The following is a 19,089-nucleotide window of genomic DNA, read 5'->3' as shown; positions in this document are numbered from 1 at the left end:
ATGGGCCGACGAGAAGCCGAAACCAAGCGCGGTGCGGCCCTGCTCCGCATCCGCGCACTCCTCGCGGGGGCATTGGTGCTGGGGCTCGGGAGCACCGTGACCCTGGCATCGTGGACTGACAGCGACTTTGCCACGGGGTCCTTCGGAGCGAGCGTGTTCGTCACCGAATCCAACGTCACCAAGCCATACAGCGCCTCAGGGACGTGGAGTGCCAACGACGTTTCGCCCGGTGCTGCGCTGGTATTCACAGCAACTGCCATGAGCCCCGGCAGTGTGGCCTACGCGCCGTTCGCCATCAGGACCAAGGCAACCTCAGTGGCAGGCGAAGTGGTCCTTGGTGTCCCCGTGGTGACCAGCAGCGGTACCGGCACTGCTGATCTGGGTGCCGCCCTGCGCTACCGGGTGGTTCGTTCTGCGACGTGCGAGGCCGCGTCGTTCACGGGGTCGCCAACCTTCGTGGTGGGCAGCGACGGCGCCAAGCCGTTCACGCAAGGGCAAGCGGCCGGCGTCGTCAATTCCTTGGCCGCCGCGACGGCAACGCTCCCCGGGGCACCCACGCAGTTCTGCTTCGAAGTGACGCTTCCGGCGGGCGCCAACAATGCACTGCAGGGCCAAACCGCCACCGCTACCTGGCAATTTACTGCCACCTCGAGCTCATGAGCCGCCGTCGGTTCAGCGGCAGGCTGCAGGAAACCGTGTTGAACGTCGCTGCGGCGGGTGGCGCGGTGTGCATCCTTGCGGTGGTTTGCGCGCTGCTGTTCAACATCACGCTGATCATGTTCAAGACGGGGTCCATGTCGCCGGCAATCCCGGCCGGTTCACTGGCCCTAGTCATTAAGATCCCGGCGGAGGAGATCGCCGTTGGCGATGTGGTAACTGTGGACAGGCCTGGGAAGCTGCCCATTACGCACAGGGTCCAAACGATCGAGTCTGCGGACGAAACCACACGAACCATCACCATGAAGGGCGATGCCAACACCGAAGCCGATCCCGCGCCCTATGTCGTGGAGAACGTCCGGCGGGTCCTCTGGTCCGTGCCGGGGCTCGCGCATCCGCTGGCCGCAGCCGCCAACCCTGTGGTCCTCGGCGCCACCACCGTCGCCGTGTCCTCGCTGGTGACCTGGGTGCTGTGGCCGCGGAGTCCACGCCGACGCAGGACCGGGCAGCATGCGGCCGTGTAGCTCAGTGGGGCTGGCGGGGTTACTGGGAGTTCTGATGGCGGCCGCAACTGCCGCACCCGCCGCTCCGGCAGTTGCGGCAGCTGTTGCAGCCGACAGCGAAGCGTCCGGATGGTTGGAGCTCGACGCCGGTCCGGCCGGCCAGGTGCACCGGCTCACCCCGGGCGGGAGTGCAGATTGGGCGGTGGACGTCCATGTCCGCGGTGAGCCGGCCACTTCCCTTGAAGTGGGGCTGAAATCCGAGCCGGCGGCAACAGATGTGCTGCGGGATTTCCTGAGCGTTGAGCTGCAGTCTTGCTCTGAACCCTGGAGTGGAAGTTCCTGCGCCGACGGCCACCGTGTGTTGATGCACCCGACATCGCTGAACAGCGCGGGTGGGGTGCGGGTGGACCTCATGGGCCCTGATAACACCGAGTTGGCCAATGCCCATGTCCTGCTGACGGCAACCCTGGCAGAGGATGTTCCTCGTGAAGTGCAAGGTAGCCGAACGCAGATCGTTGTGGGCGTTCACGGGTCAGGGGACGAGGATGGCAACGGCTCAGGGAACGGTGCCGGAGCGGGCGGCGGGGCCGGCTCAGGCGGGAACGCTGGGAGTGGGGGCTCCGCCGGAAACCCAGCCGGGCCGTCGTCGGGCGTTCTGACCGAGACGGGGTTTCGGATGGGAGGCTTCGCGCTCCTTGGTGTGGTTGCGGTTGCGGCCGGTTTTGGGCTGGCCCGGCTGCGGGGTGGTGTGCAGTGACCGCGCTAAAGCGGGCACGGGTAGGACTGTTGCTGGCGCTTCCTCTTGCCATGGTGTTATCGGTGGTGAACCCGCCGTCCGTCACGGAGGCGGCGTGGCAACGGGGACAGTTTTCGGCAGGCAGTTTCGGCGCCATCACCGTTCCTCCCGCAAGCTTGAACGGCCCCTGCGAGTTCCACCCGGTGTTTCTGGGCGTCGGTGCCTATGTCAGGGTTTTTTGGAAACCGCCAGCCGCGTATCCGAACCTGACGGACGCTGTGATCGACGTTCACCTCACAACCGCTGGATCAGCCGTGACAACACTGCAGGGGTATCCGGGAGTGGCAAACACGACGGGAACACCGGCCGGTTACACCACAGATATCCCCGCGACGCTCCTGGGAGGCTTGCTGGGTTTCAACACGCAGTTCCAAGTTGACATCTACATCACGAAGGCCGGTTGGAAGTCCACTCCAGTCTCCGTCAGGGCGAATGCAGGAATCATCGCTGGCATCGGCGGTTCCTGTACAAACGTCGCATGACCATCCACAGCAGGACCCGCCGAAGTTTCCCTGGGGAAAACTTCACCCGGCCGCCTTTCAAGACACCTTGACACCAGAGAAACCCGCGTCATCGGCTAAACTTGGCTGGTAAGAGCCCCGAACTCTTGCGTATGCCAGCCCACATGGCAGGCTGCACCGGTATCGTCGGGGCATTCTCATGTACGGCGCCAATCCATCTCGGCTTGGCCCGAAAGAATGGGGGAGGATCCCATGCCCGCTATCGTGATCGTCGGAGCCCAGTGGGGCGACGAAGGCAAAGGCAAAGCAACCGATCTGCTCGGTGGCCGCGTTGACTACGTGGTCAAGCCCAACGGCGGTAACAACGCCGGGCACACCGTGGTTGTTGGCGGTGAGAAGTATGAGCTGAAGCTCCTTCCCGCGGGCATCCTGAGCCCCAACGCCATTCCTATTATTGGCAACGGCTGCGTGGTGAACCTCGAGGCCCTGTTCCAGGAGATCGACGGCCTTGAAGCCCGTGGCGCGGATACGTCCCGCCTGCGCGTCTCGGCCAACGCCCACCTGGTTGCTCCGTACCACCAGGTACTGGACAAGGTGACTGAGCGATTCCTTGGCAGCCGCGCCATCGGTACCACAGGCCGTGGCATCGGCCCTGCCTACATGGACAAGGTGGCCCGCCTGGGCATCCGGGTCCAGGACGTCTTTGACGAGTCCATCCTCCGCCAGAAGGTGGAAGGTTCGCTGCGCCAGAAGAATGAACTCCTGGTCAAGGTCTACAACCGCCGGGACATCGTGGTGGACGAGATCGTGGACTACTTCCTCGCTTTCGCCGAGCGCCTGCGCCCGCTGGTCATCGACAGCACACTTGTCCTCAACAACGCCCTGGATGAAGGCAAGGTTGTGCTCATGGAAGGTGGCCAGGCAACGTTCCTGGACGTCGATCACGGCACCTACCCGTTCGTCACCTCGTCCAACCCCACAGCCGGTGGCGCGTCCGTCGGCTCCGGCATTGGTCCCACCCGCATCTCGCGCTCCATCGGCATCATCAAGGCGTACACCACCCGTGTTGGCGCCGGCCCGTTCCCCACGGAGCTGTTCGACGAGATGGGCGTTTACCTGCAGAAGACCGGCGGCGAGTTCGGCGTGAACACCGGCCGCCCCCGTCGTTGCGGTTGGTACGATGCCGTCCTGGCCCGCCACGCTGCCCGCGTGAACGGCTTCACGGACTACTTCGTCACCAAGCTGGACGTCCTCACGGGCATCGAGCAGATCCCGGTCTGTGTTGCCTACGACGTCGACGGCGTTCGCCACGACGAAATGCCCATGACGCAGACCGAGTTCCACCACGCAGTGCCCGTCTTCGAGTACTTCGACGGCTGGACCGAAGACATCACCGGCGCCCGCACGCTGGAAGACCTCCCGGAGAACGCCCGCAACTACGTGCTGGCCCTGGAAAAGCTCTCCGGTACGCGCTTCTCGGCCATCGGCGTCGGCCCGGACCGCGACCAGACCATCGTTGTTCACGACCTGATCAACGACTAAAGGCTTACTCAAGCACGACGACGGCGGGTCACCTTGGTTCCTCACGGAACCGACCGGTGGCCCGCCGTCGTCGTCTCAGGAGTGAGTGCCCGACCCGCCGGGCGGGTTTTGCGACCGGACACTGCGTGGCGCCGTCGAATGGCGTACTCGGCCACCGCCAGGTTGATGACCCAGGATGCGCCCATCAGGACTGCACGCGTGGTCTCGTCGGTGGGGCCAACCATCAGGATCCACGGCAGCAGCACCAGGGCTTGCGTTCCAGCTCCCAGTGCGATGGCGTAGGCGCGCGTCATCCAGGCTCCGTGCGCAGCGAAGTCTCGTCGGCGAATTGCCAGGATTCCCAGGATGATGCCCCCCACCATGGCAGTACCAAAGATCAGCCGAAGAACCAGCAGTGCCTCACCGTCAGTTTCCGGGAGGGCGTAGAACATGGACATCCAGAGGCCGGACAGACCGGCGAGCAGGCCTGCCGGAACCAGAATGCGCCCGACTGTTTCGTGCCAGGACCGCATGCCGCGGCGAAGTCCGGGGACCCGCCTCAGGGTAGGGACGAACTGAAAAGCCCCCAACAGGCTGTACACCGTGACTGTGACGATGTGCGTTATCACCGGGAGGGGCGAGGCGAAGAACCTGGCGTTTTCCGGAGTGACGGTTGCGCCGCCGGTCAGCTGTGTGAGACGCGCTGCGCCGGCAATGACAGGAATGAGGCTGAGGGCAATCAGCGCCGCGGGCACCACCCACTTCATGCGGCGGCTCCGGGAAGATGTGGTGGTATTCGATCTCATGACTCCGCCTAGGAACAGGGGTGTACGGCGTACACCTTTATGATCGAAACACTAGGTGTACGCTGTATACCTGTCAAGGTCATGCTTGGACCTTGGCCGCAAAGGGGGAGGGATGAACGCATGACCCAGCTAGCGGAGGCCGCGCGGCGCGTGCCCTTGAACCGCGACCGAGTGCTGCAAGCGGCCGTCACCCTTGCTGACGAGGTAGGCATCGAATCATTGAGCATGCGCCGACTTGCACAGGAACTGGGCGTAGTTCCGATGGCGCTCTATAAGCACATCGCCAACAAGGAAGAACTCCTCGACGGCATGGTGGACACCATCGTCGGGGAGATCGACCCACCCGTGCCCGGCGCTCCATGGAAGACTGTGGTCCGTCTCCGGGTGCTTTCGGCCAGGCGGGCACTCCTTCGGCATCCGTGGGCCCGCCCTGTCATCGAAACCCGCACCAACACCACGCCGGCGGTCCTCGGATACATGGATTCCTTCGTGGGCATGTTCCTGGCGGGTGGATTCTCCGAGGACCTGACGCACCACGTGATGCATGCACTGGGCAGCCGGATGTGGGGGTTCACTCAAGAGGTCTTTGACGATTCAGCAGGGAACGGCGCCAAGGACCAGCCACGTATCGCGGCGGAAGCCCAAGCTGCGATGGCCCGGCACATGGCGCAGAGCTACCCCAATCTTTTTCGGATTGCCATGGCTGCAGCGCATGACGACCAGTCCGTGGTCGGGAATGGCTGCGACGACCAATTCGAGTTCGAGTTTGCCTTGGACCTGCTTCTCGACGGATTCGAGCGACTCCACGAGCAGAACTGGACATCAGGCGGCTGATTACCGCGGTGTGTAAACGTCGGAACGGTGCTCGATGCGGTGGCGCCCGAAACCCAGCCGGGACTATTTCACCATCCCGCCGGGTTACGCCATGGGAGCGCAACTGGTGATGACGACGCGAAGGGGAACACATGAGCACAGTGGCTGAAGAAGGAGTCGGGTTCCGATCCCGGCGTGGACCCATTCTGATTGCACTGATGCTCGCCACGGGCCTGGTGGCGATCGATGCCACCATTGTTGCCACGGCGGTGCCATCGATCGTGGAGGACATCGGCGGATTTGCCTCCTTCCCCTGGCTGTTCTCTGCCTACCTCTTGGCGCAGGCAGTTTCCGTGCCCGTCTACGCCAAGCTTTCGGATGTGGTGGGCCGTAAGCCGATGATCCTGGGTGGGATTGGCCTGTTCCTGCTTGGCTCGATTCTCTGCGGGCTGGCCTGGAGCATGCCGGCGCTCATTGCATTCCGTGTGCTCCAGGGGCTTGGGGCCGGCGCGGTCCAGCCCGTGGCAATCACGATCGCGGGCGATATCTACACCTTGGCCGAACGGGCAAAAGTGCAGGGTTACCTGGCCAGTGTGTGGGCGGTCTCTTCCGTGGTGGGCCCAACGCTGGGAGGCGTTTTCGCATCCCTGGGAATCTGGCGCGGGATCTTCCTCATCAACATCCCGTTGTGCCTTCTGGCTGGTTGGATGCTCCTCCGGACCTTCCACGAGGAGGTGGAGCGGACCAAGCACCGCATCGACTATTTGGGCGCGGGGCTGCTGACGATTTCGTTGAGCCTGCTCATTCTGGGGGCGCTACAAGGGGGCCAAGCTTGGGCATGGGACTCCGCCATCAGCATCTCTGTTTTTGCCGGCGGGGCCTTGTTGCTGGTTGCGTTCCTCTTGGTGGAAAGGAAGGCTGCAGAACCTGTCCTGCCACCTTGGGTCGTCTCCCGCAGGCTGCTGGCCACGACGGCGATGATCTCTTTCGGCGTTGGCGCGGTCATGCTTGGGCTTACTTCCTACGTCCCAACGTTCCTGGAAGGGTCCCTGAAAACCTCACCCCTCCTGGCCGGCCTCGCCTTGGCGGCCTTGACCATTGGCTGGCCCATCAGTGCATCGCAAGCGGGCCGCTTGTATCTCCGCATCGGATTTCGGAACACAGGCATCATCGGCATCACGATCACGGTAATCGGCGCAGCCGTCCTCGCCCTCACTGCCTCCACACCCAATATCCTGCTGGTGGCGGTGGCGTGCTTCATCGTTGGGCTCGGACTCGGGCTGGTGGCAACGCCGAGCCTCATTGCCGCGCAAACCAGCGTCGAATGGAACGAGCGCGGTGTGGTCACCGGTACCAACCTCTTTGCCCGTTCCATCGGCAGCTCCATTGGTGTGGCCGTTTTCGGCGCCATTGCCAACGCTATCTATGCCAACGGCCCCAGCGGCGGTCCCGATCCTCAAACCACCGTTTCGGCCTCCACTGCCGTGTTCGTGGCTGTGCTTGTCAGTGCAGTCCTTACTGTCGTGGCGGTGGTGGCAATGCCGGCTGAGAAGAAGGGCAACACCACCGAGCCGGCCGCGAAACCCAGCTCTGAACCCGCGAACGATTAGTCTCGAACACATGGATGAACTGATCACCGGCACCTTGGAAAAGTTGTTTGAAGGAACCGTGTGGGCGGAGGGTCCTCTCTGGATTCCGCAGTCGCAGACCGTTCGGTGGAGCGACATTCCCAACAACAGGATCCTTGAGTTTTCGCCTGCTACCGGCGCGACGCGCGAGTACGCCACCGGCGTCGACTACACCAACGGGCGGACGCTGGGCCGTGACGGCAGCGTGGTGCAGTGCAGCCACGGCCGCAGGCGTATTGAGCGGGACCACGACGGCGTGGTGTCGCCAATCGTTGAAGCGTTCGGTGAGCATCGGCTCAACTCGCCCAACGACGTTGTGGTGGCCGGGAATGGGGCGGTCTGGTTCACCGACCCGCCCTACGGAATTTTGCCCGGGACGGTGGAAGGGCACGAAGGTGAGCAGGAGTACGGCGGTTGCTACGTTTTCCGCTTCGACCCGGCAACGGAAGAACTGACACCCGTGGTCACGGATCTGGTACACCCCAACGGGCTGGCGTTCTCTCCGGATGAGTCGCTCCTGTATGTAGCTGACACGGCGGGTCCAGGCCTGGGAGTGCCGTTCCGGATTGCTGTCTACCCCGTTGAGGCCGGCGGCTGCGGAGAGGGCAGGACTTTTATTGAGCTCGAAGACGACGCGGCTTCTGACGGGTTCCGCGTGGACGTCGAGGGGCGGGTATGGACCTCGGCAGGATCGTCTGTGCGCATCTATTCGCCCGACGGTGGGTTGCTGGCCGCCGTCGAGGTTCCGGAAAGGGTCTCAAACCTCTGCTTCGGCGGGCCCGATGGGCACGATCTCTACATCACGGCCACCACCTCCTTGTACCGGCTCAGGACCACGACCCAGGATGCGGTCCGGAGGGAGTCCGGCCCCGGCCTGTCACCTTGAACAGAGCACCAGTAACCTTGAACACAGCACCAGCACTGCAATCGAGGGAGTGATGGACATGTCAGGAAGCAACCCCGATCCCTACGAGGACAAGATCACAGGCCTGGAACCGGGCGGCGGAGTGCCCCCGGGAGAAACGCCTCCGGGTGAAGCATCAACGGCCGGCCCCCAGGGTCATGACGAGGGCGGCCCCAGGAAGGGCACGCAGTTCCTCTGGCTGGCAGCCATCGGTGCCGGCGTCCTGCTCACGCTGCTGTACTTCATCGGCTACATAGTGGGCTTCTTCGACTAGGCGGCAGGCCGCCGTCGTGCCTCCTTGGAATACCCTGCACTAAATGGGAGTTGGCGCTCATATGAAGGCAATGACTTACAGCGAATACGGAAACCCCGACGTCCTTGAACTGACGGAGCGGCCAATGCCCAAAGTGGGGCCGGGTATGGTCCTGGTCAAAGTGAAGGCGTCCGCGGTCAACCCGGTGGACTGGAAAATTATGGCGGGCTACCTGGACTCGTTCATGGACCTCCAATTTCCGGCGATCCCCGGCTGGGATGTTGCCGGCGTCGTGGAAGCTGTGGGTATTGATGCTCCCCATTTCAAGGTCGGCGACGAAGTGATCTCCTATGGCCGCAAGGACTACGTCCACGGTGGCAGTTTTGCCGAGTACATCGCACTCCCGGAGCGGTTGCTGGCCCGCAAGCCGGCGTCATTGGACTGGAACGAGTCGGCGGGGCTGCCGTTGGCCGGGCTCACGGCGTTCCAGGTCCTCAACCGCTTGGGCCTGCGGTCGGGTGAGACCGTGCTGATCCACGGCGGTTCCGGCGGCGTGGGCTCGCTGGGTATCCAGATCGCCGTGGCGCGGGGCGCTAGGGTGATCGCCACGGCGTCGGAGAAGAACCATGATTTCCTGCGGTCCCTGGGTGCTGAGCCGGTTGCGTATGGTGACGGCCTCGCTGACAGGGTGAAGGCGCTGCGTCCTGAGGGTGTGGACGTCGTGGCCGACTTCGTGGGTGGCAACCTTGAAGCAACGCTGGAGGTGCTGGCCGGGAATGGGCGGCACGCCTCAATCGCCGACAGCGAGGTGGAAGCCCATGGCGGCACCTGGATGTGGGTCAATCCCGTCGGTGCCGAACTGCAGCAACTCGCCGAACTCGTGGACGAGCACAAGATCCGGGTGGAGGTGGCGCAGGCCCTTCCGCTGGCTGAGGCAGCTGACGCCTTCCGGCTCAACATGGAGGGACACACCCGCGGAAAGATTGTGGTCACCGTCACGTAAGGCGGTTGAACTGCTGAGATAATGCAGTCCACTCCCGTATTGGATTGGATGGTGCCCTCTCGTGGCTTCTCTTGACGTGTCAGGCTTCCGCGCTGCGGTGGAAGATCCCACCGCAGTGAGTACCCGGGCCATCGATCTCCACGCCCATGCCCATGACGCCTCGCATTTCCTGTTGATTCCGCAGGCTGTCATCACGGCGAAGACGGCTGCCGACGTCGGAGGTCTGTTGCGTGCCAGCGCAGCCCAGGGCGTGCCGCTGACCTTCCGCTCCGGCGGTACCAGCCTGAGCGGGCAGGCCGTCACCGACGGCGTGCTGGTGGATGTTCGCCGGAACTTCAGGGACATCGAAGTGCTCGACGACGGCGCCCGGGTCCGCGTCCAGCCCGGCGTCACCGTTCGGGCACTGAACGCGAGGCTGGCAGGCTACGGCCGGAAGTTCGGGCCCGATCCGGCAAGCGAAGCGGCGTGCACGGTAGGCGGGGTGGTAGCCAACAACTCCTCCGGCATGAACTGCGGCACCGTGGACAACACGTACCGCACCCTGGAGTCGCTGACCGTAGTGCTGCCTTCGGGGACGGTCATGGACACCGGGGCGCCGGATGCCGGTGAAAAGCTCCGCACCGTTGAGCGGGAGCTGTACCAGGGCCTTGCACGGCTGGCCGAGCGGGTCCGGAACAACCCGGACTCTGCGCGGAAGATCCGGCAGCAGTTTTCCATGAAGAACACCATGGGCTACGGGCTGAACTCCCTGCTGGACTTCCAGAACCCGGCAGAAATCATGGCACACCTGATCATCGGCAGCGAAGGCACCCTGGGATTCGTGGCTGAGGCGGTCTTCCGCACCATTCCGCGGCTCCAGCACGCTGCAACGGGTCTGCTGGTCTTCCGGGACCTTGAGGCAGCAAACGCCGCGCTGCCCGGGCTGGTGGAAACGGGAGCCGCCACCATTGAACTCATGGACGCGTTGTCGCTCAAGGTGGGCCAGACGCTCAAGGGAGCGCCCGCCGTCGTCCATGACATAGCGGTCCGCGAACATGCCGCCCTCCTGGTGGAGTACTCCGCGGGTACTGCCGGTCTGTTGGAAGAGCTTCAGGCGGGCGGTTCGGAAATTCTGCAGGGTCTGGGCTTGTCAGCGCCGGCGCACTTCACCGCCGACGCGAAGGATCGCGGCCGGTTGTGGCAGCTGCGAAAGGGACTCTATGCCTCCGTGGCCGGTGCGCGCCCTCAAGGCACCACGGCCCTTTTGGAAGACATTGTGGTGCCGGTGCCCGTGCTGGGCCGCACTTGCCGGGGCTTGATAGGGCTGTTTGAAAAGTATGGGTACAGCAACAGCGTGATCTTCGGCCATGCCAAGGACGGCAACGTCCACTTCATGCTGACCGACGGCTTTGCCTCGACGTCCGAACTGGACCGCTACAGCGCCTTCACCGAGGACATGGTGGACCTGGTCCTTGCCGAGGGAGGATCGTTGAAGGCCGAACACGGCACGGGGCGGGTCATGGCCCCGTTCGTCCGGCGGCAATACGGCGACGAGCTCTACGACGTCATGCGCACTATCAAGCGCCTTTTCGACCCCGCGGGCATGCTGAATCCGGGTGTGGTGATGGATGAGGACCCCGTGGCCCACCTCCGGCACATCAAGACTGCGCCGCCAGTAGCGGAGGAAGTGGACCGCTGTGTTTCCTGCGGTTATTGCGAACCGGTGTGTCCCAGTAGGGACATCACCCTCACGCCGCGCCAGAGAATCGTCACGTTGCGCGCCATCGAATCTGCGCGACTGGCCGGAGACATGGCGTTGGTGAAGGAGCTGGAGCGAGACTACGAGTACGAGTCGGTGGACACCTGCGCCGTGGACGGCATGTGCCAAACCGCCTGCCCGGTGGACATCAATACAGGATCGCTGGTGAAGCGCCTGAGGAAGAACGACGCCGGCAAACTCACCAACCGTGCGTGGAACGCCGCAGCCAAGGACTGGGAAGGTGTCACCCGGGGCGCGGCTCTTGCGCTGACGGTGGCTGACAAGCTTCCGGCGGCCGTCATCACCCCGCCCAACAAGGCAGCACGGGCAGTCTTGGGGGCAGACACCGTGCCTCTCTACTCCGCGGAGCTTCCCGGCGGAGGATCAGCGCGGAAACGCCCTGCCCCTGCGGGGCCCGTTGACGCTGTGTATTTCCCTGCCTGCGTCAACACCATGTTCGGGCCGGCGGGGTTGGGGCGGGGTGTGCAGTACAGCTTTGAGCAGCTTTCTGCCCGGGCAGGCCTCATACTCCTGGTGCCCCAAGGCATTGACCGCCTGTGCTGCGGAACGCCGTGGTCTTCCAAAGGGATGGCTGACGGCCAGGAAACCATGAAAGCGAAAACCGTGGAAGCACTCCGGACGGCAACCCGTGACGGCGAGCTGCCGATCGTCTGTGACGCGTCGTCCTGCACCGAGGGCCTGCGCCATGCAGTTGAATCGGATATTCCACCGGAAGGCCAGCTTCCCCTGAGGATCGTGGATGCCGTGGACTTCGCCGCTGAACGGATCCTGCCCCGGCTGCCCGAGCACGGGAAACTTCTGTCATTGGCGCTGCATCCCACGTGCTCGTCAACGCGGATGGGTCTCAATGATGCGCTGGGCCTGGTTGCCGGTGCAGTGGCAGAACGCGTGGACATTCCCGAAAACTGGGGCTGTTGTGCGTTCGCCGGTGACAGGGGCATGTTGCATCCGGAACTGACGGCGTCGGCAACAGCGCGTCAGGCCGCGGACGTAGCGGACCTGGACGCTGCTGCCCACGCCTCCTGCAACAGAACCTGCGAGCTTGGCATGACACGGGCCACGGGCTCCCAGTACCGGCATGTTCTGGAGTTGCTGGAAGAGGTCACCCGGTAAACGTCCTGTCCCTCGGTCAGGTGGTGGCGGTGTTCTACTCGACGAGCTTGCCGGCGACCGAGTCGTCCGCACTGGCCTGGGCCAGGGCTCGGAAGGAATCCGGAGCCGGAGGCAGACTTTCGAATCTGACGCCCTCATCTGTTGACCAGACAAAGTTCCCTTGGAGTGAGGGATCTGCCGCCGGGAAGTCAGCACGGTTGTGGGCGCCGCGGGTTTCGCGGCGTTCGAGGGCGCACTCGAGGGTAGCCCGTGCTGCCAGCAGGGATCCCAGAAGGTCGTAAGCGTGGGCCAGATCATCGAACCCGGCGATGTCCGGGTGGGCGGTGACGAGCTGGGCGCGCTCCTCCAAAGCGGTCAGCTTCTCGAGTCCTTGTTCCAGTCCCTGTTCAGTGCGGACCACCCCGGCGTGTTCGGTCATGAGGTTGCGTAGTTCCCGCTGCAGCCGCCGCGCGGATTCTGTTCCGCGTTCACTGAGCAGTGACTGCATTTCCCCGCGTGCTATTCCTACAGCGGCGGGATCCCGTACGAGGTGGGTGAGCGAATGGACGTAGTCCGCCACATGTTCGCCGGTAATACGTCCGTAGACGAGCAGCTCAATCAGTGAATTGCCGCCGAGGCGGTTTGCGCCGTGCAGCCCGGAAGATGCCTCGCCGATTGCGTAGAGGCCGTTCACTCCCGTTCGGTGGTCCTCGGGCGCAACCCAGACCCCACCCATCGAGTAGTGAGCGGTGGGCGCAATCTCGACTTTGGTGGTGGTGATGTCCAGCATCTGCAGGTCGATCAAGGTGCGGTAGACCCGTGGCAGCTTTTCCATGATGGTTTCGCGTGGCAGGTGGGAGACGTCCAGGTAGACCCCACCCTTCTGGGTCCCGCGACCTTCGGCGACCTCGGTGAAGGCGGCCAGCGCAACCCGGTCCCGGGTGGAAAGTTCCATGCGCTCGGGGTCGTAGCGTTCCATGAAGCGCTCGCCGAGGGCGTTGGTGAGGATGCCGCCTTCTCCGCGTGCCGCCTCGGAGACCAACGTGCCGGCCGCGTCGTCGGGCTCCAAGAGGCCGGAAGGGTGGAACTGGACCAGCTCGGCGTCGCGGATCCGGGCTCCGGCCAGGGCAGCCAGCCGGAAGGAATCGCCGGTGTTCTCATCGCGACGGGAAGAGGTGTGCCGCCAGATGCGGGTGTGTCCGCCTGCGGCCAGGATGACCGCGTCGGCGTGGATCTGCACGGGGGTCCCGTCCACGACGTCGAATCCATAGGCTCCGAAGATGGTGCCGTCGGCCACGAGCAACCGCGTGATGTAGACAGTGTCAATGATGGGCACGTTCAACTCTGCCGCCCGGCGCATCAGAGTGCGCTGGATCTCCAACCCGGTGTAGTCCCCGGCGTAGGCCGTGCGGCGATACTTGTGCGCGCCGAAGAAGCGTTGGGAGATTCGTCCATCGTCCTCTCGGGCGAAGGGCATTCCCCATTTTTCCAGGTCCTCGATCCCGCGTGCGGCGTTGCGGGCAACGGTTTCCACGATGGACGGGTCGGCCAGGAAGTAGGACTCCCGCAAGGTGTCGGCGGCGTGCTGCTGCCAGCTGTCCTGAGGGTCCATGGTGCCCAAGGCAGCGTTGATGCCACCGGCGGCAAGGCTCGTGTGGGCGTCGTGCTTGCGACGCTTACCCACCGCCAGCACCTGGACTCCTCGCTCGGCGAGTTCAATCGAGGCGCGCAGGCCGGCGCCACCGGTCCCGATCACCAACACGGTGGTGGACATGAGTCGTTCTGGAATGGTGTTGAGGTTCATGGTGCCAACGCTAGAAGGAGCAGCGCGATGTTTCCAATGAATTGTTTGACTGAACTCGATGCATTTAGGCTATGAGCATGAAGCTGGAGCAATTACGCTCTTTCGAGGCGATCGCCCGAGTGGGCCATTTCACACGCGCTGCCGAGCAGCTGTATCTCGCGCAACCTTCCCTCAGCAGGCAGATCGCAGCCTTGGAAGCCGATCTTGGAATGACTCTTTTTCACCGCGGACCGTCCGGGGCGACTCTGACGAATGCGGGGGAGCTCCTCCTGCCCATCGCCCGGCGCATGCTCGGCGACGCAGAGACCGCGCGGGAGCAAATGAACGAGCTCGCGGGGTTGCGCCGGGGCCGCATTCGCCTCGGCGCCCCACCTACCCTGTGCGTCTCACTGGTGGCCGATGTGCTGGCCTCTTTCCGAAGCGCGCATCCCGGAATTGAATTGCACATCACTGAAGGCGGTTCGCGGTTCCTGGTTGATGCCCTCAACGAAAGCGCGCTGGATCTGGCTCTGGTGGTCACCCGCGGAGCGGACCCCGCCGTGAAGGGAACTGAGCTGATTCCGTTGCTGACCGAGGAGCTGGTGGTTGTCTCCGCCGCCGGATCGGCGTCGCCGGAAGAACTCACCCTGGAAGAGTTGGCGCGCATTCCGCAGGTGGCTTTCAACCGCAGCTATGATCTGCGAATGGCCACCGAGGCTGCGTTCTCCGCAAGGGGCTTGGAGCCGGTGATCGCGGTCGAAGGTGCCGAGATGGACGCCGTCCTGCGGTTCGTGGAACGGGGGCTGGGCGTGGCGGTGGTGCCGGCAATGGTAGTCATCGGACGGCCTGGACTGCGCAGCGCACGACTGGTCAGTCCCTCGCTGACAAGAACGGTCAACCTGGCCCGACGCGACGACGTTGGTCCTTCAGCAGCCGCAGCAGCAATGCAGGAGTTGATCTTCAGTACAGTGGACCGGCTGGCGGCACCCGGCACCGATCTTGCACGGCTGGTCACGCCAACGGCACGTCGCTGATAAAGATCAGATCAAGCCGAGTTCAGCCACGGCAGCCCGCTCCTCGAAAAGCTCGTCGGCTGACACATCCATCTTCCTGCGGCTGAAGTCGTTCACGTCCAGTCCCTGAACGATTTCCCAGTCCCCGCCTGAAGTGGTCACCGGGTAGGAATAGATGAGACCTTCGGGCACCCCATATGATCCGTCGGAGGCAACGGCCATGGAAACCCAATCGCCCTCGGGTGTGCCGAGCAGCCAGTCGCGGGCTGCGTCGATGGTGGCCGACGCTGCCGATGCTGCGGAAGACGCACCCCGGGCATCGATGATCGCCGCACCTCGCCGGGCAACCGTGGGGATGAAGTCGTTCTCGATCCAGCCGTGATCATTCACCACCTCGGCCGCGTTCCTGCCGGCGACCTCTGCGTGAAAGATGTCCGGATACTGCGTTGCAGAATGATTGCCCCAGACAGTCATTTTCCGAATATCCCCCACGCTGACGTGGAGCTTTTTAGCGAGCTGTCCAAGGGCGCGGTTGTGATCCAGCCGGGTCAGGGCGCTGAACCGCTCGGCGGGGATGTCCGGGGCATTGTTCATCGCAATCAAGGCGTTGGTGTTGGCCGGGTTGCCTGTCACGCCGATACGGACGTCGTCGGCCGCGACCCGGTTCAGCGCCTTCCCCTGTGCTGTGAAAATAGCTCCATTGGCACTGAGCAGGTCGCCGCGTTCCATGCCCTTGGTCCGCGGACGGGCGCCAACGAGCAAGGCAAGGTTGACGCCGTCGAAAATATGGTCGGCGTCGTCGCCGATTTCCACGGAGTCGAGCGCTGGAAACGCGCAGTCATCGAGCTCCATGACAACACCCTCCAGCGCCTTCAATGCGGGCGTGATCTCCAGGAGTCGGAGTTGCACTGGTGTATCGGCACCGAAGAGGGCACCGCTGGCGATCCGGAAGAGGAGGCTGTAGCCGATCTGGCCGGCCGCGCCAGTCACAGCGATCTTGATGGGCGTGCTCATGTCACGTTCTCCTTGCTGATCCGAGGTACCCGATGGGCTTTGCAAGCTGTATGCCATGGTGCCACAGGCATGTGGTGTTGCGGAGGGTGGTCATCATAAATTTAGATGCGGTTGTGCTGTTTTATTCACTATGCAGATGCACTTTGTGGACGTGAGAATGAATTAACCGTCACAGAAAAGGGCCGCAGCGTCGATGCGCGCTGTGGCCTTCCGCCACATAGGAGATCACATGTCAAGCCAAGAGGTTGAGGTCCTCGTCGTAGGCGCCGGCCAGGCCGGGGTAGCGATGAGCGAGCACTTGAGCGAGCGGGGGATCCCCCACATCGTCCTGGAACGCTACCGCATTGCTGAGCGGTGGCGTTCAATGAGGTGGGACTCGCTGGTTGCCAACGGACCCGCCTGGCACGACCGCTTCCCGGGACTGGAATTCACCGACATCGACGCCGGCTCGTTCCCGTCCAAGGAGCAGGTTGCCGACTACTTCGTGGCGTACGCCGAGAAGATTGGGGCGCCCATCCGCTGCGGCGTGGAGGTCAAGTCCGTGCGCAGAAACGTCGGCGCGCCGGGCTTCCACGTGCAAACATCCGACGGCGAGTACAACGCACGTTACGTCGTCGCCGCCACAGGGCCGTTCCAGCGTCCGGTGATCCCCGCCGTCGTTCCTGAAACTGACGGCCTGATGCAGATGCACTCAAGCTCGTACCTCAACCCCGGCCAACTGCCGCAAGGTGCAGTCCTGGTGGTGGGGGCCGGTTCCTCGGGCGTGCAGATCGCCGCGGAGATCCAGCGTTCGGGCCGGCAGGTATATCTTTCGGTGGGGCCGCATGACCGCCCCCCGCGGAACTACCGTGGCCGGGACTTCTGCTGGTGGCTCGGTGTACTCGGCAAGTGGGATGCCTCCACGCCCGCCCTGGGTGCCGAACATGTGACCATCGCGGTCAGCGGGGCAGACGGCGGCCACACCGTGGATTTCCGAGCGCTCGCCGGGAACGGCATCAAGCTCGTGGGGCGGACCATGGAGATCCAGGACGGCACCATGCGCTTCGCGGAGGACCTCCGAACCAACATCGCGAACGGCGATGCGCACTATCTGGAGTTGCTCGACGAAGCCGACGCCTACGTTGAACGCAACGGTCTGGACCTGCCGGAGGAACCCGAAGCCCGCTTCCTCAGGCCGGACCCGGAGAGCCTCACCAACCCCATCCGCGAGCTCAACCTAGCCGGAGCGGGAATCACCTCCATCGTGTGGGCAACTGGTTTCGCCGTGGACTACAGCTGGCTGCAAGTGGATGCCTTCGACGCCAAAGGAAAGCCGCTGCAGCAACGCGGCGTATCCACAGAGCCGGGCGTGTATTTCCTGGGGCTGCCGTGGCAGTCACGCCGTGGATCCAGCTTCATCTGGGGTGTCTGGCACGACGCAAAGTACGTAGCAGACCAGATCACCATCCAGCGGAGCTACCTCACCCACAATGAGCAGGACGCGCTGGTGGCGAGCGGAGCAGTCTGACCAGAAAAACCAAGTAAAAGGGGACCACGCCAGGCAGGCGTGGTCCCCTTTTGCTGTGGCTAGAGATCGCAAAGCTCGACGGCGGCACTCGCGTGAGTGCCGCCGTCGAGCCTTACTGCGTTGTTGCCTGCGCAGCTATCCGGTCAGCCGAGTCCCGCCAGTGACTTGGCCGAAAGCGCCGCCTCCATTTTCTGTGGGTCGAGCAGTCCGCGCTCCATCACCAGTTCTGCGATGCCGCGATGGGATGCGAGAGCTTCCTTGGCCAGTTCGGCCGCGGCGGCGTACCCGATCAGGGGTGCCAATCCGGTGACCACGCTGATGGATTCGATCATCCGCTGCTGCAGCATCTGCGTATTGGCGGTGATGCCGTCCACGCAGTGTGTCCGGAGTTGGCGGCAGGCCACAGTGAGCCAAGCGATCGACTCAAGCAAGGCGTCAGCAATGACCGGTTCGAAGGCATTGAGTTGGAGTTGCCCGGCCTCCACGGCCATGGTCACGGTGGCATCCGCGCCGATCACCCGGAAGGCAACCTGGTTGACCATCTCCGGGATGACCGGGTTGACCTTCCCGGGCATGATGGAGGACCCTGCCTGCACTGCGGGCAGGAGGATCTCGCCAAATCCTGTTTGCGGGCCGGAGGAGAGCAAGCGGAGATCGTTGCAGATCTTGGAGAGCTTCACCGCAGCCCTTTTCAAGACGCCGGACACGAGCATAAAGACGCCCGTGTCGCTGGTGGCCTCCACAAGGTTGGTGGCTGAGGTGAGCTGCAGGCCGGTGATGGAACTGAGCTCATTGATCACAGCTTCCCGATACCCGGGGGAAGCGGTGATGCCGGTGCCGATTGCAGTGGCTCCAAGGTTGGATTCACGCAGGTGGGGAAGGAGTTCAAGGAGCCGTTGGCCATCCTCACGGAGGGTGTCGGCGAAGGCGCCAAACTCTTGTCCCATGGACATGGGTACGGCGTCCTGCAGTTGGGTGCGGCCCACTTTGATGATGCCGGCGAACTCCGTGGCCTTGGCATCAAACGCTTGGATGAGCCTGGCATGTTCCTCGCAGAACTCCGATATTTCCCGCTGCAGGGCAATCTTGATGGCGGTTGGGTAGACGTCATTGGTGGACTGGCTGCGGTTCACATCATCAATGGGATGCAGTGCGGAGTAGTCGCCTTTGCGGTGGCCCATCAGTTCCAGCGCGCGGTTGGCAATGACCTCGTTGGCGTTCATGTTGGTGCTGGTCCCGGCTCCGCCTTGGATGGTGTCCACCACGAACTGGTCATCCCAACCGCCGTCCATGACTTCCAGGGAAGCCTTTTGGATGGCTGCGGATTTGTCCGGATCCAGAAGACCCAGGCTTTCATTCGCGCGTGCCGCGGAGTACTTCACGGCACCCAAGCTCCAGATGAGGGAACGCAGGGTGCCGATGGTTCGTCCGCTGACGGGGAAGTTGTCCACGGCCCGGAGCGTGCTGATGCCCCAGTAGGAAGCCCCGGGGACGTCCGCGTCCCCGAGGCTGTCGTGCTCTCGTCGTACTCCCGGGCAGGGAGGGGTTACTTGTTCGGTCATTGTCCTGTTCCTGG

17 protein-coding genes are annotated in these 19,089 nt (G+C 63.7%); 13 read left to right on the top strand and 4 right to left on the bottom strand.

Annotated features, from left to right (window positions below; translation table 11 throughout):
- The 5 genes from AB4Y77_RS17405 (at position 1) to AB4Y77_RS17385 (ending at position 3,959) form a co-directional block, all read left to right on the top strand.
- Positions 1-660: a SipW-dependent-type signal peptide-containing protein gene (locus tag AB4Y77_RS17405; RefSeq protein ID WP_442014794.1), complete on the top strand. Its 660-nt coding sequence runs from the start codon at positions 1-3 to the stop codon at positions 658-660.
- Positions 657-1,181 carry a signal peptidase I gene (locus tag AB4Y77_RS17400; protein ID WP_442014793.1) on the top strand — a complete coding sequence of 175 codons (525 nt, stop codon included), beginning with the start codon at positions 657-659 and terminating at the stop codon, positions 1,179-1,181. Before AB4Y77_RS17405 ends, AB4Y77_RS17400 begins: the two co-directional genes overlap by 4 nt.
- 34 nt (positions 1,182-1,215) lie before the next feature.
- A complete protein-coding gene (locus AB4Y77_RS17395) occupies positions 1,216-1,917 on the top strand; it encodes a hypothetical protein (RefSeq protein ID WP_442014792.1) in 702 nt (233 codons plus the stop codon).
- Positions 1,914-2,438 carry a hypothetical protein gene (locus AB4Y77_RS17390; RefSeq protein ID WP_442014791.1) on the top strand — a complete coding sequence of 175 codons (525 nt, stop codon included), beginning with the start codon at positions 1,914-1,916 and terminating at the stop codon, positions 2,436-2,438. Before AB4Y77_RS17395 ends, AB4Y77_RS17390 begins: the two co-directional genes overlap by 4 nt.
- A 231-nt stretch (positions 2,439-2,669) precedes the next feature.
- Entirely contained in the window at positions 2,670-3,959 is a 1,290-nt protein-coding gene (locus AB4Y77_RS17385) for an adenylosuccinate synthase (protein WP_089593539.1), read from the top strand.
- A 41-nt stretch (positions 3,960-4,000) separates the two neighbouring features.
- Here AB4Y77_RS17385 and AB4Y77_RS17380 read toward each other — a convergent pair whose 3' ends face one another.
- Complete coding sequence (locus AB4Y77_RS17380; protein ID WP_442014790.1) at positions 4,001-4,744, bottom strand: DUF2306 domain-containing protein; 744 nt, start codon at positions 4,742-4,744, stop codon at positions 4,001-4,003.
- 120 nt (positions 4,745-4,864) lie between these two features.
- Between AB4Y77_RS17380 and AB4Y77_RS17375 the strand changes: the two genes are divergently transcribed.
- The 6 genes from AB4Y77_RS17375 to AB4Y77_RS17350 all read left to right on the top strand — a co-directional run bounded on the left by AB4Y77_RS17375 (position 4,865) and on the right by AB4Y77_RS17350 (position 12,217).
- Positions 4,865-5,578 carry a TetR/AcrR family transcriptional regulator C-terminal domain-containing protein gene (locus AB4Y77_RS17375; RefSeq protein ID WP_311211422.1) on the top strand — a complete coding sequence of 238 codons (714 nt, stop codon included), beginning with the start codon at positions 4,865-4,867 and terminating at the stop codon, positions 5,576-5,578.
- 131 nt (positions 5,579-5,709) lie between these two features.
- A complete protein-coding gene (locus AB4Y77_RS17370) occupies positions 5,710-7,167 on the top strand; it encodes an MFS transporter (RefSeq protein ID WP_442014789.1) in 1,458 nt (485 codons plus the stop codon).
- Positions 7,168-7,177: 10 nt separating this feature from the next.
- Positions 7,178-8,071 (top strand): SMP-30/gluconolactonase/LRE family protein, encoded by an 894-nt coding sequence (locus AB4Y77_RS17365; RefSeq protein ID WP_442014788.1) that lies wholly within the window; start codon positions 7,178-7,180, stop codon positions 8,069-8,071.
- Positions 8,072-8,129: 58 nt separating this feature from the next.
- Entirely contained in the window at positions 8,130-8,363 is a 234-nt protein-coding gene (locus tag AB4Y77_RS17360; RefSeq protein WP_311211419.1) for a DUF6480 family protein, read from the top strand.
- Positions 8,364-8,424: 61 nt separating this feature from the next.
- Entirely contained in the window at positions 8,425-9,345 is a 921-nt protein-coding gene (locus AB4Y77_RS17355) for an NADP-dependent oxidoreductase (protein ID WP_442014787.1), read from the top strand.
- Positions 9,346-9,406: 61 nt separating this feature from the next.
- A complete protein-coding gene (locus tag AB4Y77_RS17350) occupies positions 9,407-12,217 on the top strand; it encodes an FAD-binding and (Fe-S)-binding domain-containing protein (protein ID WP_442014786.1) in 2,811 nt (936 codons plus the stop codon).
- A 34-nt stretch (positions 12,218-12,251) separates the two neighbouring features.
- On the opposite strand, the gene AB4Y77_RS17345 is transcribed toward AB4Y77_RS17350, so the two are convergent.
- On the bottom strand, positions 12,252-14,000 hold the full coding sequence (locus AB4Y77_RS17345; protein ID WP_442014785.1) for an L-aspartate oxidase: 1,749 nt from the start codon (positions 13,998-14,000) through the stop codon (positions 12,252-12,254).
- 71 nt (positions 14,001-14,071) lie between these two features.
- Here AB4Y77_RS17345 and AB4Y77_RS17340 point away from each other — a divergent pair, with 71 nt between their 5' ends.
- The gene (locus tag AB4Y77_RS17340; RefSeq protein ID WP_442014784.1) at positions 14,072-15,013 is read left to right on the top strand and encodes a LysR family transcriptional regulator; all 942 of its coding nucleotides are present in this window, start codon (positions 14,072-14,074) and stop codon (positions 15,011-15,013) included.
- A 6-nt stretch (positions 15,014-15,019) separates the two neighbouring features.
- Here AB4Y77_RS17340 and AB4Y77_RS17335 read toward each other — a convergent pair whose 3' ends face one another.
- Entirely contained in the window at positions 15,020-16,006 is a 987-nt protein-coding gene (locus AB4Y77_RS17335; protein ID WP_442014783.1) for a malate dehydrogenase, read from the bottom strand.
- A 229-nt stretch (positions 16,007-16,235) separates the two neighbouring features.
- On the opposite strand from AB4Y77_RS17335, the gene AB4Y77_RS17330 reads away from it, so the two are divergent.
- A complete protein-coding gene (locus AB4Y77_RS17330) occupies positions 16,236-17,513 on the top strand; it encodes a flavin-containing monooxygenase (RefSeq protein WP_442014782.1) in 1,278 nt (425 codons plus the stop codon).
- Between the two features lie 143 nt (positions 17,514-17,656).
- Here the strand turns inward: AB4Y77_RS17330 and AB4Y77_RS17325 are convergent, their stop codons facing one another.
- Positions 17,657-19,075 carry an aspartate ammonia-lyase gene (locus AB4Y77_RS17325; RefSeq protein WP_442014781.1) on the bottom strand — a complete coding sequence of 473 codons (1,419 nt, stop codon included), beginning with the start codon at positions 19,073-19,075 and terminating at the stop codon, positions 17,657-17,659.
- Between the last annotated feature and the right edge of the window lie 14 nt (positions 19,076-19,089).

This window comes from Paenarthrobacter sp. YAF11_1, assembly GCF_052113445.1.
Lineage (GTDB): Bacteria > Actinomycetota > Actinomycetes > Actinomycetales > Micrococcaceae > Arthrobacter.
This window is presented reverse-complemented; position numbering and strand designations above follow the sequence as displayed.